The sequence below is a fragment of the Aporhodopirellula rubra genome (genome assembly GCF_014192335.1).
GTDB classification, from domain to species: domain Bacteria; phylum Planctomycetota; class Planctomycetia; order Pirellulales; family Pirellulaceae; genus Rhodopirellula; species Rhodopirellula rubra.
Genome location: NZ_JACHXU010000008.1, coordinates 168,217 through 185,050 on the forward strand (window position 1 = coordinate 168,217; position 16,834 = coordinate 185,050).

At 55.8% G+C, this 16,834-nt stretch carries 14 protein-coding genes; 8 read left to right on the top strand and 6 right to left on the bottom strand.

The genetic code is table 11. The features are described from left to right. Positions 1-3: 3 nt before the first annotated feature. Both FHS27_RS13015 and FHS27_RS13020 read right to left on the bottom strand, forming a co-directional pair. Positions 4-663: an FHA domain-containing protein gene (locus FHS27_RS13015; RefSeq protein WP_009105196.1), complete on the bottom strand. Its 660-nt coding sequence runs from the start codon at positions 661-663 to the stop codon at positions 4-6. Positions 664-828: 165 nt separating this feature from the next. Further along, positions 829-2,259 carry a class I SAM-dependent rRNA methyltransferase gene (locus FHS27_RS13020; protein WP_184305360.1) on the bottom strand — a complete coding sequence of 477 codons (1,431 nt, stop codon included), beginning with the start codon at positions 2,257-2,259 and terminating at the stop codon, positions 829-831. Between the two features lie 264 nt (positions 2,260-2,523). Between FHS27_RS13020 and FHS27_RS13025 the strand changes: the two genes are divergently transcribed. The 4 genes from FHS27_RS13025 to FHS27_RS13040 are packed head-to-tail and all read left to right on the top strand — an operon-like array spanning position 2,524 to position 6,239. Then, entirely contained in the window at positions 2,524-2,799 is a 276-nt protein-coding gene (locus tag FHS27_RS13025; protein WP_009105194.1) for an indolepyruvate ferredoxin oxidoreductase subunit alpha, read from the top strand. Between the two features lie 6 nt (positions 2,800-2,805). Then, a complete protein-coding gene (locus FHS27_RS13030) occupies positions 2,806-4,020 on the top strand; it encodes a lysylphosphatidylglycerol synthase domain-containing protein (RefSeq protein ID WP_315854550.1) in 1,215 nt (404 codons plus the stop codon). Next, on the top strand, positions 4,017-5,069 hold the full coding sequence (gene truB, locus FHS27_RS13035) for a tRNA pseudouridine(55) synthase TruB (RefSeq protein ID WP_184305361.1): 1,053 nt from the start codon (positions 4,017-4,019) through the stop codon (positions 5,067-5,069). Before FHS27_RS13030 ends, truB begins: the two co-directional genes overlap by 4 nt. 60 nt (positions 5,070-5,129) lie before the next feature. Further along, on the top strand, positions 5,130-6,239 hold the full coding sequence (locus FHS27_RS13040) for a DUF3500 domain-containing protein (protein WP_246419715.1): 1,110 nt from the start codon (positions 5,130-5,132) through the stop codon (positions 6,237-6,239). A gap of 60 nt (positions 6,240-6,299) precedes the next feature. Here the strand turns inward: FHS27_RS13040 and FHS27_RS13045 are convergent, their stop codons facing one another. Both FHS27_RS13045 and FHS27_RS13050 read right to left on the bottom strand, forming a co-directional pair. Continuing rightward, the gene (locus tag FHS27_RS13045) at positions 6,300-7,979 is read right to left on the bottom strand and encodes a vWA domain-containing protein (RefSeq protein WP_184305362.1); all 1,680 of its coding nucleotides are present in this window, start codon (positions 7,977-7,979) and stop codon (positions 6,300-6,302) included. 27 nt (positions 7,980-8,006) lie between these two features. Continuing rightward, positions 8,007-8,591 carry a DJ-1/PfpI family protein gene (locus tag FHS27_RS13050; protein ID WP_184305363.1) on the bottom strand — a complete coding sequence of 195 codons (585 nt, stop codon included), beginning with the start codon at positions 8,589-8,591 and terminating at the stop codon, positions 8,007-8,009. Positions 8,592-8,834: 243 nt separating this feature from the next. On the opposite strand from FHS27_RS13050, the gene FHS27_RS13055 reads away from it, so the two are divergent. Then, complete coding sequence (locus tag FHS27_RS13055; RefSeq protein ID WP_184305364.1) at positions 8,835-10,646, top strand: outer membrane protein assembly factor BamB family protein; 1,812 nt, start codon at positions 8,835-8,837, stop codon at positions 10,644-10,646. A gap of 168 nt (positions 10,647-10,814) precedes the next feature. Continuing rightward, on the top strand, positions 10,815-13,451 hold the full coding sequence (locus FHS27_RS13060; protein WP_184305365.1) for a DNA gyrase subunit B: 2,637 nt from the start codon (positions 10,815-10,817) through the stop codon (positions 13,449-13,451). Positions 13,452-13,481: 30 nt separating this feature from the next. On the opposite strand, the gene FHS27_RS13065 is transcribed toward FHS27_RS13060, so the two are convergent. Next, positions 13,482-13,874, bottom strand: coding sequence for a hypothetical protein (locus FHS27_RS13065; protein ID WP_184305366.1), 393 nt, complete (start codon positions 13,872-13,874; stop codon positions 13,482-13,484). A 114-nt stretch (positions 13,875-13,988) separates the two neighbouring features. Here FHS27_RS13065 and FHS27_RS13070 point away from each other — a divergent pair, with 114 nt between their 5' ends. Beyond that, the gene (locus FHS27_RS13070; RefSeq protein ID WP_184305367.1) at positions 13,989-15,251 is read left to right on the top strand and encodes a carboxypeptidase-like regulatory domain-containing protein; all 1,263 of its coding nucleotides are present in this window, start codon (positions 13,989-13,991) and stop codon (positions 15,249-15,251) included. Here the strand turns inward: FHS27_RS13070 and FHS27_RS30800 are convergent. Further along, positions 15,241-15,495 (bottom strand): hypothetical protein, encoded by a 255-nt coding sequence (locus FHS27_RS30800; protein WP_221225066.1) that lies wholly within the window; start codon positions 15,493-15,495, stop codon positions 15,241-15,243. The two genes, FHS27_RS13070 and FHS27_RS30800, sit on opposite strands and share 11 nt — an antisense overlap. Before the next feature lie 166 nt (positions 15,496-15,661). Between FHS27_RS30800 and FHS27_RS13075 the strand changes: the two genes are divergently transcribed. After that, positions 15,662-16,795: a hypothetical protein gene (locus FHS27_RS13075; protein ID WP_184305368.1), complete on the top strand. Its 1,134-nt coding sequence runs from the start codon at positions 15,662-15,664 to the stop codon at positions 16,793-16,795. Positions 16,796-16,834 lie beyond the last annotated feature (39 nt).

Consider the following 16,834-nt stretch of genomic DNA (forward strand, 5'->3'; position numbering starts at 1 on the left):
CATTCAAGGCCATTGAGGATCGGTGATCGATCGATTGAGCGTTGCTAATCGCGATTGGACGTCGAGCAGACGTTGCCACGCGGACTGCTTAAGCAAAACCTGTTCCGTCGATTCGTCCGTTTCCGCCGTCTCGATCAATCGTTCAAGACGATTTTGCAGATAGTCTAGGATCTCGCAAAGCTGTGCTTTCTGCCCGGGGGTCAAACTATCCGGAATCGCTGGCAATTCGTCGACTTGTAGGGCTTCGACCGGTAACGGGCTTTCGGGTTCCTGGTGCAATTCGACGGCGATGGACTCATCGGACGATTTAATGTCCCGACTTTGCGATCCGCTGCCGCCGCCCATTAACCTTAGGCGTTCGGCAATCTGTTCCTCTGAACCGAGCAGTAGCAAACTGCGGCCGACGGCGATCAAGTCGCCGTGCCGGAGGATTTTCAACTGGCACTCCGCACCGTTAACCTTGGTCCCGTTGGTGCTGTCGAGGTCAGTTAGCACGAGTCGGTCGTTATCCCGCTGGATTTTTAGATGGCAACGGCTGACTCGCTCGTCATTGAGCTGGATGTCGTTGCCTTCCTCGCGACCGATCGTCAACGGAGTATTGATGTCCTCAAATACTTTGCCCCGATCGGACCCGTGCAGAACTTTGATCGTTACATTCGTCACCGATAGCCTCGATCGTGATTAAAAGAAGAGTAGCGGGCAAAACCGACAGGAGTCTTTGAGTTCGCGCATCCTGCCTGCATAATCTAGTAGTGCGAAAAATGAGTGCCGCGACCGCAGGCAAGCGATTCGAAATTAATAGGATAGCTTAATTCACTGCGCAGCGACTCATTGAACTTGTGCGATCACGCATTTCAGGTAATCACTCTCGGGGCAGGAGACTGCACACGGATGATCGGGAGCCGGGCCACGCGACTGTAAGATGATAATGTCTCGACGGCGTTTTCGTCCAACGTCGACCAACATATTCAAGAAATCGGACCGCGAAACATGTCCCGAACAACTGCATGTGACCAAAAGTCCACCTGGTTGCAGTAGGTTTACCGCGGACATGTTCAAACGAGCGTACGCCCGAAGTGCCGCGTCGACTTGGCGTCGAGAGCCCGCAAAACGCGGGGGATCTAAAATCACCGCGTCGAAAAATTCACCTCGTTCGCCCCGGTTTTTCAAGTCGTCGAAACAATCGGCGCGTTCAAATTTGACCTGGGACAACGAGTTGGCTTCCGCGTTGCGACGGGCCATCTCAAGCGCTTTTTCGCTGCTGTCGACTCCAATCACCTCGCTCGCTCCGGCGTGCGCGGCCGCCAATGCGAATCCACCGGTATAGGTGCAAATGTCCAGAACCCGTTTGCCGGCCATGTAGCGAGCCGCTTCGGCATGGTTATCTTGCTGGTCGAGATAGCCACCGGTTTTCTGGCCGTCACGCAGGTCGATCGACATTTTCAGGTCATTGTGTCGATACCAAACCGTGTTCACCGATGTGTCCGCATCGGATTCCGATTCCGAGGTTTCGGCGGAAATGCCACGACTCCATGACTCGATTTCAGCGATTTGTTGCTCCGAGACGGCTTCGTGTTTTGCGGTCGCTGCGTCCATCCGAGCGATGACGCGACGGCAGGGGGTGCCGTACTTTTCAGCGGCGATCAGAACCTGGTCGATTAAAAATTTTCCGCGTGAGAGCAACGCCGCAGCAGTGAATTGCACGCTCAGGCAGTCTGCGTACCGGTCGACGATCAGTCCGCTGATCCGATCCGATTCGCTGAAAATCAACCGTTCCCCTTTCTCCGCCGAGGTAGGCTGCGAGTCGCTAGTCGCTGATGAAGCAGGTTGGGCGAGTCGGCGGCGGGCGACGGCTTCGTCGATGCGTTTCGCGAAGAGGGCGTCGTCGACCGGTTGGTCGCGGGAGAAACTGTACAGTCGCAGACGCAACCGGCTGGCCGGATTAGACAACCCGCGGGCGATCCAATTGCCATCATGATCGAGCAAATCGACTTCTCGGGCGGGCAAGTGCAGGACATCGCTGGATGAGTCGCCATCGGCCGCGTTGGAATCATCCGTCGATTCGTTCGAAGTGTTTTTGTCTGCGGCCGGGGACTCTGCGGCCGGGGACTTTGTTTCGGCGAGAGCGGTCGCCAACACCCAAGGGTGGCGAGATAGAAATGGGAAATGCCGGTTCGGTTTGGTGCGTAAGACCTGGGGCGCGGCGGCAGTCCCGCTGTTAACTTCGGATTGCGATGGTTGATCGGAGGACGAGGTCACGTGGTGCTATTTTCGTAGATGGGAATTTCGAGGGATGGAAAACTATAGCGGTAAAACTGAATTTTAGCCGTTGGGCGGTTTGCCGAAACTTGTCAAATAGGCAAAATAGGACGTTGGCGGTTGGTGCGAGTCTGTGATCGGCAGCCCTTGGAACCATTTTTGTACGAAAGTTCCAGAGCTAGTAGGCCGATACTCGACGAGACGCTCGTCAATGGTTGCAAAACCAGAGGACGTTTTTTTCAAAGATTCAATAAGGTAAAAGTTATGCACGTCGTCGCCGAACCCTGCGTGGGATGCAAGTACACGGATTGCGTTGTTGTTTGTCCTGTGGAGTGTTTCTACGAGGGCGAGAAGATGTTGTATATCCATCCCGAGGAGTGCATCGACTGCGAAGCGTGCGTTCCCGAATGTCCCGTCGAAGCGATTTTTCACGAAGATAACCTTCCCGAAGAGTGGAAGAACTATATCGAAATCAACGCGGTTGAATCGGAAAAGTCCGAAGTGATTACCGAGAAACAAGAACCGTTGGCGGACAACTAGTCCTCGGTGCCTTGGCTCGTCTGGATCAAGAGGGTTGTTTTCGTTGTCGTGTTGATTGGTTTGGTCAGCGCGGCGAACAAGGCGACGGACCGATGGCGGAGTGAGACCTCTGCGCTTAACGCGAGCGTTTTGCGACTCCGAGAAAAAGCAGCGTCGGATCCTGATCCGGCGGTTGCGGCGGACTTAAAACGCGAGGCCGACCTGCGGGCGGCCTCGGTTCCTTCGCTGGCCAACGTTCGTTGGGATCGGGTGGGCTGTGCGGGCCTGCTCTACGCATTCGGCTTGCTGCCACCCGGCATCATCTTGCACCGATGTCTGGATAGCTTCGCGGTCAATTGCTCGCGCCGGCGGGCTCTTGCTGCTCAATTGCTCGGCCATGTCGGGAAGTACATTCCTGGCAAAGCGATGGTCGTTTTCCTGCGGGTTGATGCGGTGTTACCGAATCCCGTTCGGTCGCGAAAGACCGCGACCGATGTCTCGCCGAATGACTTTGGCGAAAGTGAAGCAGAGGTAGTGGCTCCGCATCCGCCCCGCTCGATGAAACCTCGTCCGATCGGCCGTGTGGTGACGTGCGTTTTCTTTGAAACGCTTTTGATGATGGGGGTGGGTGGTGCCCTCGCGGGTATTTTGCTGTGGAATTCCGACCTGCCCGCATGGGTCCGTGGGGGTGCGGTGTTGGTGGCGATCGGTTCTGCGATCCCGGTTTGCCCGCCCGTCATGCGGCGTGTGATTGAATTCATGGCCGCCCGCCGGCGCCTGAAAGCAGCATCGAAAGCTCCAGCCGATTCACCGAGAGACGTTGCGGAATCGCAGCGCGACGGCGATACCTCCGAAGCCGCCGGTGCGTCGGCGATTACGTGGAAGTTGCTCGGTGGTTGCTATTTGATTTCGTTGATTTCCTGGACGCTGATCGGGTTGTCATTCGCGGTCTTGGTGACCGCAATCCCATCGTTTGATCCGCTTCCTTCGATGTCGGAGTTGGCGCCGATGGCCACCGCGGCGATCTCTTTGGGGATGGTCATCGGATTCGCGTCGTTGTTACCCGGTGGTGCGGGTGTACGTGAATATGTCACGCTGTTGGTCCTCGTTCCGGTGATCGGTGATACGCATGCATTGCTCGCCGTCATTGCAGCACGGTTGATGTTTATTGTTGTTGAAACGTTGCTCGCCGGATTCTCGACCCTTTATCTCCACTCGCTCGAACCGTTCCCGCAAGGATGAATCCATCTTCGACGCCGAATCCCTTTGGCTTTCTCCCTTACGTTAAACCGGTCGGGATGACCTCGCGTGATCTCGTCAATCGTGTGCAGCGACGTCTGCGTCGTGAGATGAACGAGCGGAAACTCAAGGTCGGACATACAGGAACGCTTGATCCGCTCGCCGATGGGCTCGTCGTGGTCGCGGTCGGTCCGGGGGCCCGTTTGACGCCGTGGTTGTTGCAGCATGCCAAGCGATATGTGGCACGGTTCGAGTTAGGGGTTTCGAGTATCTCGGGAGACTTGGAAGAGCCGACGACGCCGCTCGTTGGTGCGCCGCAACCATCGGCGGATGAAATTCAGTCTGCTACTGAGGCATTGCACGGTTGGATTGATCAAATCCCGCCGACGCATTCGGCGATTTGGGTCGACGGCAAACGAGCGCACGAGCGGGCACGTCGCGGTGAAGACGTCGAGATGCCGACTCGCCGAGTTTGGATCGATGAAATCAGCGTCGTCCGCTACGAGTACCCGAACCTTGAGATCGATGTCCGTTGTGGATCAGGAACGTATTTGCGGTCCCTCGGAATGGATATCGCGCAGCGGTGCGGAAGCGTGGCGGTGATGACCGGTTTGACTCGCACGGAGGTCGGGCCTTTTGACATCGCGTCGGCTGTTTCGGAAGTGCCACCGAACGATCCTCCGCCCGAGAATTTTGATCGCCTGTATGAAGGTTTGTCGCCAATGAAGGATTGCGAATCGTTGCAAAGCTGCATCCGTGATCCAATGTGGGGACTCGGGCACATGCCTCGGCTTAGGCTATCCGTGGAGCAGACTCAGCGTGCCCGGACCGGATTGCCCGTTACGGGCGAGTCGGAACAGCCATCGGCGGCCGAACTCGCGCATACAGGCCACCGAGCCAAATCGCCCGCCAAACCCTTTGGTGAGCATGGCCAAACCGAGGCACCGCCGGAGGAGTGTATCGGTATCGACGTCGACGGTAGATTGGTTGCGGTGCTGCGAATGAAACTTGGCCGGTGGGCGCCTTACCGCGTGTTTCCCGCCACGGATTGAACTAGAATCTGCTCGCATCGCATTTCCCCCGCCTCTCCCTCCTTCCGTGAGCCCCCGCCGATGACGTCTTCCACTGTCAAAAAATCCGCAGTCAAGAAACCCGCGTCGCATTTCTATCGCGCTGTCCCTGCGGCCATTGTTTGTTTGCTCGGACTCGCTGTCGTTGGTTTGAAGGTCAGTCAAACGCCCGCCGAGCAAATGCAGACGTTCGCGGAGGCCTACCTTGAGACGCTCGACGATTCTCAACGCGGACTCACGATGAAAGACTTTGGCTCGCCCGAACGAGTTGGATGGCACTTCATTCCCAAAGATGAACGCAAGGGATTGATGATCGGTGATATGAACGACGCACAGCGCACCGCCGCGTTGCGGTTGTTGCGGTCGGCACTCAGCGAAGCGGGTTATGGCAAAGTCAATCGGATCATGTTGCTCGAAGAAGTTCTCAATGAAATGGAGAAAGGCGAAGGACGTTGGGAACGCAACCCGCAACGTTATTTCGTGACGTTGTTTGGTGACCCGAGCGGGAAGAGCGGTGCGGATGGCGAAGACGCGGATGGTCGATGGGGATTGAGTTTTGAGGGGCACCACCTTTCACTTAACTTTGTTTGCCGTGGTAACGAAGTCCTCGATAGCACGCCGCAATTCTTAGCATCCAATCCCGCAACCGTGATGCAAGAAACCACCGTCACGCTCGGAAAAGGGACAGCCGTATTAAGCCGAGAAGAGCAGCTCGGTTTCAAGTTGATCAATGCGTTGTCTGACGAACAGCAAGACCTCGCCGTGATCTCGGCGGAAGCTCCCTCCGAAGTCCGTTTCGCCGGAGAGCCTCAACCGGAACGAACCGCTCCCAAAGGCATCCCCTACGCGGAGCTGGACACAGTGCAAAAAGAAATTTTGAAAGATCTTGTTTCAACCTATACCGATGTCGCAGCGGAACCCGTTGCTGCCAAGCGGCGGTTGCAAATTCTTAACGATGGATGGGAGCAGGTCCGGTTTGCTTGGGCAGGTGCGATGGAGCCTGGCATTGGACACTACTACCGCATCACCGGCAAAAGTTTCTTGATCGAGTTTGCGAACACACAATCGGATCCTGCCGGTAATCCCGCGAACCACATTCATTGTTTTTACCGCGACCTGACAGGCGATTTTGACCTGCCAATCTCGCAATAGCGGTCGAGCTTGTCACACGCGAGAGAGGGCGTCCGATCACGGCCACGCCGGTCTCGTCGATCAGGGTTTTGGGACGTGTCGATACTGGCCGAAGTTGTTTTCGGCGATGCGTCTCATGCGGCTTTCACCCTCGCGGCTGTAATAGCTGATCGTGTGAATGATGCTGACCGGGTTGGTCTCGCCGAAAAGGTTCGTGACCCGATTTTCTTCCTGCAGAAGGTCTTCAATGCCTTGTGGGAATTCGCCATCCGAAAGCAAAAAGATGACATCGGGTTTGAGCTTTTGCAGAGCATAGGTTAGAGGTTCGTAAGGTGCTTTTCCGCGGTCCATTTCGACCCGCATCGCCCAACTCTTAAGGCGTTGCTTGTTTTCAGCGGTAGCGTAAACGCTTCGAGCCTCGTTTTGGTCTGCTCTCGTGATTCGCATGTAATCGCACTTCGCGTCGAAGAAAATCACGTAGAAACGTTGTTCTTGGTTGAGCATGCCGATGGATTCGATCAATGCCCGCCGTGCAGAAATGAATGCGTCGCCCATGCTGCCAGAGCTATCGACGAGATAAGCGAAGTGATTGCCCCCGCCTTCGACGCCACAAAATTGCATCTTGCTTTTCGAGTCGGATTTGAGGGATTTCAGTGACGCGGTGGAGGCGGAGGTGGGTTGCCGAAAAGCCCGCGTTGAGAGCGGTGGGGACGTTGAAACGCTGGTCACACCGGGCGTGACTTCGACGACGGCCATTTCACCCATCGGATCGAGATCGTATTGAGTTTCGTCGGGTGTCGTTTCCGAAGGATCTTCGGCGGGCTGAACCGTTTCGATTTGAAACGTTTCCATCGCCTGCTCGCTGACTTCGCTAACCGATGCGGACAAGGCGACCTGGTCCTTGGGCATGACGCTGGTGAGCGTGAAGCCCGCCAAGCAAATCAGGATGATCGCATGCACCGCTGCGCTCACGATGAACGCAACCGATTGGCGACGACGAGGTGGTGCGTCTTCCTGGTCATCGAGCAACACTTCGGTTAGCGGAAGTGGCTGACCGATCGTTTCGGAAAAGGGGAAGTCTCGTTGGGACGGTTCAGTGTCGAGTTCTTCGGCAACAGGGTCGTCGCTATCGATGTCGGTTGGATCAGTGTTGTCGGTTGGGGCCGCAGACTGTTTGCTCGTTCGGTCCGGTGCAGTGACTGGTTGCCCCGTTTCTGCCGTGATTGCAGGGTCGTGGTGTTCATCGGCTGCGATCGCATCCGGCGTCGTGTCGTTTTCTTCGATGTCCGTTTGCGCGAACATTCGAGGTCGCTTTACCGTTCGATGAGTGGTGTCGAATCGAAGCGTGCTTGCCGTCTTTTGTTGGGCATCTCGCACCGCATCCCAACTGTTGAACCGAGTCGGCGAATTATCGGTGGATTCGGGGGCAGGGATCGCGGGTGGAGAAAGTGGAGAGCTGTCATTGTGTTGCCCGCCTGTCGACGCGTTGCCGAGTATCGCGTCATCGTCGATGCCAAACTCGACCAGTTTTCCGGCCGGTATCGATTCGCCCGCATCGATCCGATTCAGGAGCGACTGAAGTTGTTCGGCCGAGGCATCGAGCCGGGAGGCTTTCGCTTCGAGGCGTGCGGCTTCGGCTTGTCGACGGACGCGAAGGAGTTCATGAAGAACGATCGCTCGCTGTTGGTCAGCGGAGGTGTTCGCCAGATTGGAGGCCGTGACCTCGGAATCGGACGGGCGATACGGTTCGGGAGCGTTCATGTGACTTCGCCCATCGTTGTCCCTCGTCTAAGTTGACTCGAGCAATTTTTGAAATTCGCGGATCCATGCGGGATGTGCCGGCCATGCGGGCGCGGTAACGAGATTGCCTTCAACGTGGGCCGTGTCGAGCCCGTCGCCCGGCGTCATGTATTGCCCACCGGCAGCAGTGATTTCCGGAGCAACGGCGGGATAACAACTGCACTCGCGGCCATTGAGGATTCCCGCTGCGACGAGAATCTGAGGGCCATGGCAGATCGCGGCGAGCGGTTTGGACGCGCCGGCAAAGTGACGAACGATATTTAAGACTGCTTGATCGAGCCTCAGATATTCAGGGGCTCGCCCGCCGGGAATGATCAGGGCGTCAAAGTCGGCTGGATCGACGGATGCGAAATCGGCATTGATGGCGAATCGGTGCCCCGGTTTTTCAGAATAGGTTTGATGACCTTCGAAATCATGGATCGCGGTGGCCACGGTGTCCCCGGGGCGTTTGCCTGGGCATACGGTCGCGACGTCGTGCCCGAGCATCAACAACATTTGATAAGGCACCATCGCCTCGTAATCTTCAACGAAGTCGCCGACGAGCATCAAAATTTTCTTGCCAGTGCCTGCCATCTTAGTTTTGGGACCTATCGCGGTGAATTTTGGGAGTGAAGCAAGGACGGCGGTGTTTAGTGTACATAAGGTTGCTCGTCCGGTGGTTTAACCAGTTCAGCTTACCGGATTCCTCGTCGGAGTTGACCAAGTCCTCGTTAATATTTTGGCGTTTCTGATAGGGATCGATTATTATCGTTGGTGATTCGCACTAGACGAACTCCTGCCTTTTCTTCTCTTCACACCGATCGTTGGATCTCCTCCATGAATCGCGTCCCTTCGTCGCATTCGGTCAATTCACATTTCTCACGTCGCGGATACCCCGTTGCGGTGGTGCCTGTCGTTTTAGCACTCTTGTTGACTGGCTTCACTGCTCAAAAATCGGTCTCGGCGGCCGGAGGTGACGTGCTCCTGCCGAACGATTTAGATCGAATTGGGCTCGTTCAGGCCTGGCGACGCCTTCTGAGCGTTCCCGCAGGGGCGCAGTCGATTGTCGATCACACGATCGTTGTCCACTCCGGGATGTCGAAACAGTTTGTTGAAGTGGTCGACAAGGCGGAGAAGCCGAGTGCAGATGCTGATGCGAAGTCGGAATCGAAAGAGAAAGACGAAGCGGAGAAACCGGCAGAAAGATCCGTCTACGCTCGTTATCTACTCGAGGTGCCTGATGTTGCTGAAGGGGAGGAATTGACCTCCGTGACAGTCAAAACACCGACGGGGACGATGTTGGACCGGATGACGTTTGGCGGCCGAGCGAGCTTTGGCACCAGCGGTTTGCTTGACCGTAAGGAAGCCGAACGTCGGGCTCGCAACGATATCCGCCGGCTCAAACTTCGCGGAATCGATGCTGAGATCGGCTTTCGGGAAGTGCCCACCATCCGCATGTACACGCTTTCCAATGACGGGACGATCGAATCGCGTGATGCAGAATCGGGCGAGGTGGTGTGGCTGCGACGCGTCGGAGATCGGGTTCGGGGTTACAGCGGCTTCGGGGTGGGCGACAAGTATTTGACGGTGTTGAACGGCAGTGAACTGATCAAAATGGATGTCACCAACGGTGAGATTTATGGTGTCGATCAATTGCGGTACGTGCCGATGCGCGGGCCTCGGCACTGTGGGGCGTGGGCGGTGATTCCTTCAGTGGGTAACCGAATGGTCGCCTATCCCTTGGACAACGAACACCGGGATGTTTTCGCTGAAATCGTGACCGGGGCCTCGCTCGCTCCGCCCGCGTTGGCGATCGGGGATGAAAAAATTGCTTGGGGGACGTCGGAAGGTTTCGTCTACGTGATGGAAGCGACCGGCGAGCCTGAAACTCAGTTCCGTTTGAATACAGATGGGATCGTCGGTGGAGCCCCTGCCGCGGCAGCAGGTAATCGATTCTTCTTTGGTGCTGCTTCCGGGCAAATCTACGGATTGCGTGCGACGCGGTCGGGCGTGGTGTTGTGGAGCCGGCCGACAGGTGACCCGATCTTTGATTCGCCGATTGTTTTCGACGAAAAGGTGCTGTTCCGTTCGACGTATGGCAACTTGATGTGTGTGGATGCGGCGACCGGCAAAGACGTTTGGGATCGATTGGCGAGCGGTGTTTCGCAGGTCTTGGGCGTCATTGGAGATCAGATCTATGCAAAAACACTGAGTGGCTCATTGGTTGTTTTGGATACCGCCGATGGACGTCTCGTGCATCAGCTTCCCGGCAGCAGTCCGGATGTGCTGATGACCAATATCGTCAGCGACCGTTTGTATCTGGTGGATCATTTGGGAGCGATCCAGTGTTTGCATCGCCCTGGTGCCGACATGCCGACCCTGCGGGCTTCGGTCGAGGCCACCGCGGAGAGCGAGGAAGACGGCGAAGACTCTGACAAGGCCAAGAAGCCCAGTGGAAAGCCTGCTCCGGGTGGTGATCCGTTTGGCGGTGGAGCTGATCCATTCGGTGGCGGCGGTGCTGACCCGTTTGGCGGAGGTGGTGCCGACCCATTCGGAGGCGGTGGCGCCGATCCATTTGGTGGTGGCGGAGCGGTTGACCCGTTCGCGCCTTCGGGAGACGCCGGCGCCGATCCGTTCGGCGGGTTCTGAGTCGATGATAGGGGACGCCGCCCTGGGGAGCAGGGGCGGCGATATTGGCGGAGCGATTGGTGAAACGCCAGTGGAGACACCTCACGCTCGGGTCGAATTTTTGCTACAATCCGGCCCCTAGTTTGTGTGATTTTCGTCCGTGTTGGTCGGCCTCGCAGCCGCCGTTTTATGAGCGACTCCTCTTCCCCAGATCCTTCGAATCCTGACTCCTCCGCAGCCGTTCCTGAGACGGAAGAGTCCGGCGTTGCCGTTTCGCCTCCGACGGACGCCGACAATGAGGCCGGAGTTGAGGAAGCGTATGTTCCAATTTCGGCAAACTCGGAATACACCGACAAAGACCTCCAGCACCTCTCGGACCTGGAACACGTCCGCGAACGCCCGAGTATGTACATCGGCGACACGTTCTCGCGCGGTCTGCATCACCTGGTCTACGAAGTCGTTGATAATTCAATCGACGAGGCGATGGCTGGATTTGCCAAATCCGTATCGGTGGTCGTTCACACCGACGGGAGTGTTACCGTCGAGGATGACGGGCGAGGTGTTCCGGTAACCCGTCACGACCAACTCTCCGAAGAACTCGATCGCGAGGTCAGCACGCTTGAAGGTGTGATGACCGTCTTGAAATTCGGTGGCAAATTCGAGAAGGGTGCCTATCAAACCTCCGGTGGTTTGCACGGGGTCGGCGTCACGGTGGTCAACTTCCTAAGCCAATGGGCGGAGGTGGAAGTCAGCCGAGACGGGTTCACGTGGACCCAGGAATACGAACGAGGTGTTCCGACCGGGCCAGTGAAAAAAGGTCGCGCGACAAAGAAAACCGGCACCAAAACGACGTTTAAAGCCGATGCCCAGATTTTCACGACGACAAAATATGTCTTCGATACGTTGCTCAAGCGTCTTCAAGAACTCGCATTCCTGAACAGCGGTGTGCGAATCAAATTCCTCGACGAACGCAACGGCGAGGGCGGTGATTTCCAGTACAACGAAGGTATCGTCGAGTTCGTTCAGCACCTCAACCGTGCCAGCGATGCGTTGCACGCGGACGTGATTCATATCGTCGGCCAGCGAGACGGCGTCGAATACGATATTGCGATGCAGTACACCGCTGAATTTACCGATACGGTGCAATCGTATGTGAACAACATTCACACAACCGAGGGCGGGACGCACGTTTCGGGATATCGATCCGCACTGACCCGGACGCTCAATAACTACGGCAAGAAGGAGGGGATGTTTAAGGCAACCACTCCGACCGGCGACGATTTCCGCGAAGGTTTGACGGCCGTAATCAGCGTGCGTGTACCGCACCCGCAGTTCGAAGGGCAAACGAAAACGAAGCTCGGAAACGGCGAAGTCGACGGAATCGTGACCAGCGGCGTGGGCGAGGCGCTGTCAAAATACCTCGAGGAAAACCCGAAGGTTGCCAAGACGATCGTTCGCAAGGGCTTGTTGGCCGCGGAGGCTCGCGAGGCCGCTCGGAAGGCAAAGGACCAGCTCCGCAAGCGAAAAGACGCGCTCGGTGGAGGCGGATTGCCAGGAAAACTCCGAGACTGCATCTCCAAAAAGATGGAAGAATGCGAAGTCTATCTGGTCGAAGGTGATTCGGCAGGCGGGTCTGCCGAGGGTGGGCGGATGCGTGAATTTCAGGCGATCCTGCCACTTCGCGGTAAAATCATCAACGCTTACAAGAGCCGTGAGGACAAAGTTCTCGCCAATGAGGAAGTTCAGTCGATGATTCAGGCGATCGGTACCGGCATCGGTGTCGATCAGGATCTGACGCGTCGTCGGTACAACAAAATCATCATCATGACTGACGCGGACGTTGACGGCAGTCACATTCGCACGCTCCTGTTGTGCTTTTTCTACCGGCAAATGTACCAGCTCGTGGCGGCCGGCCACGTTTATGTTGCCCAGCCGCCGTTGTTCCGCGTTTCGCACGGCAAAACTCGTTACTACGTTCAGAGCGAAGAAGAGATGAAGTCTCAATTGCTCGATCGTGGTATCAACGACACCATCTTCGAGGCCGAAGACGGCCGGCGAGTTGAAACGGACAAAATGCGGGCACTCGCTGAAGCACTCGCGAGTATGGAAGACGCTGTTCTCGCTCTCGAGAGACGCGGCGTGAGTCTCCGCGTGCACGCGATGAGACTCGATCCGGTTGCCGGCAAATTGCCGACCTTGTTGGTGACATTCCTAGGGGAAGAGAACTGGTTCCACACTCTTGAAGAAGTCGAACAATTCTTGACCGAGCGTGGGGCCCACCTCGATATCGAGGATGAGGAACAACCGGGCGAAGTGGCCGTCGATGCGGAGAAAGTTCCTGATTCGGTGACGGCGGCTGTTGAGCAAAAAGAAGAGGAGCCTGAAGAGCGAATTGTCGCTCACCTGACCGAATTGCACGAAGTCCGAACGATTAACAGCGGTCTGAAAGACCTGCAACCGCTCGGTTTTGGCTTGGACGACCTGATCCCTGCCGATCGCACCGGGTCGACGACCCCGCGTTTCGAATTGATTCGCGGAGAAGACATCCGCCGTCCGATGGAAGACTTGCGTGCCCTGTTGCCTGAAATTCGTGCCGCCGGTGAAAAAGGGCTTTCAGTCACCCGCTTTAAAGGTCTCGGCGAAATGAACGCTGAGGAACTTAGAGAGACGACCCTTGATCCAGCCAACCGAACATTGATTCGTGTCAATCTTTCTGACGCGGGGGCTGCGGACGAAATGTTTCGGTTGTTGATGGGTGATAAGGTCGAACCTCGGCGTGAATTCATCGAAACTCACGCGCTCGACGTTCGCAACTTGGACGTTTAAGGCCTAGCGGATTCGTTGGGCTGCTAAGGATTATCTGATTTCGTCGTACAGAATTTGGCCTGCCAGCCAAATTCGAAAGCGGCGAATCAGCAATCCGCGGGAAAAATCGATCTCCACCGCCATCGAACGATCGCTCGAATCCCCCCATCCGGGATCGATTTCAATCGTGTCGGGAAGCACGAACTCGAATCGTGAGTGGATCTTCAGCCAACTGATTTGAAACCAGCACGATTGCCCGTTAATTTCCACCGTTTGGCGGAACCACCAACCACTGTACGTAAGTGTCCCGTCGAGCGGGTGGTCGAATTCGACAACGCGAAATAGGAACCCATGGCGCTTTAAAACCGCATGGTCGGCAAAGATCCCTTTCTCCAGGGGAGCCGAGACGCTGACGGCGAAAGGATTGGAGCCGGTTTTTCCCACATTCTTCTCAGGAGCAGTGTTGAAATTCGCGTACCGTTTGCTTAATATCCAAGTGAATAGTTTGCCTAAATTGCCAGTTGTCCGGGCTGAGTACCTACTACGATGAAATTCACCATGAAACGATTACTTGCCTTGGTTGCTGTTTGCAGCTGGGCTGTCTGTGGTCTTGCTGTTTCGACTGCGACCGCTCAGTCCACTTCGCTTGATGTAACCGACCATCTCACTGTACCCCAGTGGGTCAACCCTGAAACACCGGGTGAACTCAAAGGGCGGTTGATTCTGCCTGCTGCCGATGGCTCGTCCCGGTCGATCGCAAATGCGGTTGTTGTAATGACTGATCGCGACGGCAAGACTGTCCGCAGTCGCACGGATGACGCAGGCAATTTTCTGCTGAACGGTGTCGAGCCTGGCGTGTACGCGTTGACCGCACGGGCCGACGGCGTTTTTGCATGTTGTGCGATGCACGTTGTCAGTCAAGACATGGCTTCCGCAGATGTGTTGCCAAAACAGGTTGAGGTTGCCGCCGCTGCAATCGACTACACCATCATCAAGACCGCGATCTTGCGATACTTGCCTCCTTTCAGCGCCGACAATCCTTACACGATCGCGAATGCTGATCTGCAGGGAATCTCGGGTCGCGTCGTTGGCGAAAACTTATTCCGCGTCAGCCAAACCGATGGCGGACTCAAAGGACGCATCCACGTTGCCGGTGCACAGGGTAAAACTCTTGGCGACGCTGGTCTGCTTAACGTCTTCTTGGTTCACAAGGGTGAGGTTGTCGACCGAGTTCTTTCCAAACGAAACGGAACGTTTGAGTTTGCTGATTTGGCTCCAGGGGAATACTCAATTCTTGCGATCGGTCAAGCTGGACTGGGAATGGCTGGTTTTGAGTTAGTCGACGAGTCGTTGGCTAGCCAAGTTTTGCAGAAGGCCGATGGCAGTGCGTTGGTTGGCTCCGATTCACGTACGCTGGTAGCGACCTACAACGATCCTTGCTGCTGTTGCTGCACAGAATTCTCGATGCAAATCGCACCGCTGCCTCAAGCGATCGAGTCATTCGAAGAGATCATCTACGAAGAACCTATCGTGACGGAAGAAAGCATCGTGAGCGATCCTGCGATGGAAGGTGCTGTTGATGAATTTGGTAATCCTATCGGTGGTGAAGGTTTCGGAGATCCAGCCCTCGGCGGAAACGGAGCACTCACGGGCAGTGGAGCTGGTGGTGGCGGCTTCGCCGGCGGTGGTGGAGGCGGCGGCTTCGGTGGAGGACTTGGTGGCCTCGCTGGTTTGGCTGCGATCGCCGCTATTATCGGAAACGATAATAACAATGACCAGTTGGTTACTCCCGCACCTCCTGCGAGCCCAATCATTCCGTAATTTGAACGCGGATAATTGAAGATACTAAGAGCCTTGGGACTAACTTCCCAAGGCTTTTTTTGTGGCTTGGAAGTGGCTCGAGCGTTTGCTCGTTGGGAATTGCCACCGCCACCAAACGAAGTACTAGGTTCTGGCGAACGTCGGTGAGTGTGAAACTGGTCGCTTGCAGAAACGCTTCAGTTTCGGCGATGCGGGAACGATCCCGCATTGAATCGGCGGTTTTCACGATGCTGCGCATTTCCATCCCTTAATCGCTGCGAATGCAACTGAATGGGGTGCGATGTTCATTCGAACACGCCACAGCCCTTTTCTAGGGTGGACAATGCTTCCGATGGTTGTGGTGGCGACGCAACCTGCTCAGAATACCGGTTCGGTATTCCGAATTCATTGATCAATCAACCGAGGAAGACATGAGCGTTGTTGGCGAAGTATCCGAAGCTGAAATTCAGGCCGCTGCGACGGCAGCCCGAGACCGTCTCAATGAGCACACGCTCAAAACCGTTCATTGGCATTTCAGTGACGAAACCGGTTGCCCGTTCTGGCTTGAGAAGAAGTCCGAATTGAACTTTGATCCATTGAAAGACGTCAAGTCATTCGATGATCTCAAGAAGTTTCCTCACTTTGAAGATGAGTGGCTGAGAGGCGGGCCGATTCGTCGTTGGGTTCCCAAGGGTCACGCCGGGAAACCTGTTTACGTGTTTGAAACGGGCGGCACCACGGGGATTCCAAAGAGCCGCATGGTGATCGAGGATCATTGGAAGGATTACGAACTGTTCAGCGACACGTTGCCTGATAAGTATTTTCCGCGAGGAGCTAACTGGTTGATGCTGGGGCCGAGCGGTCCGCGTCGATTGCGACTTGCCGTTGAACACCTTGCTCAGCATCGAGACGGGATCTGCTTCTGTATCGACCTGGATCCTCGTTGGGTCGTTAAGCTGATTAAAAAAGGCTGGATGGAGCATCTCGAGGAATACAAAAAACACTGTATCGATCAGGCCGTTACCATTTTGACAGCAGGGCATGATGTTAAGTGCATGTTTGCGACTCCGAAATTGCTTGAGTCATTGAGCGAGGCACTTGAGGAAAAAGGAACGAGTTTGGCGGAAGTTGGGATTACCGGTATCTTCTCCGGAGGAACCGAGTTCACGTCTCAATGGACGCGTTTTTGTGTGGAAGAAATGTTGGGCGGATTGCCGGAGGAAAGCGGCATCTACATGACGCCAACCTATGGCAATACCTTGATGGGTTTGGCTTGCAGCAAACCGATCACATCAACCGACGGATACAAGATCGCTTATTACGCTCCACAGCCTCGGGCCGTTACAGAAGTTGTGACGTTCGATGACTACGATCAAGTCGTCGGATACGGAGAGACCGGTCGCGTGAAGCTATACACGTTGACGGACGAATTCTTCGTACCAGGATTTATGGAACGTGATGAGGGCGAACGCGAGCGTCCGTTCCAAACCTATCCGTGGGACGGCGTCAGTGGCGTACGTCCATTCCATGAACTCGCTAGCGCAACTACCGTTGGCGTGTACTAAAGAAAAAGGTGACAGCACGCCTTTTTGCGGATCTGGAGA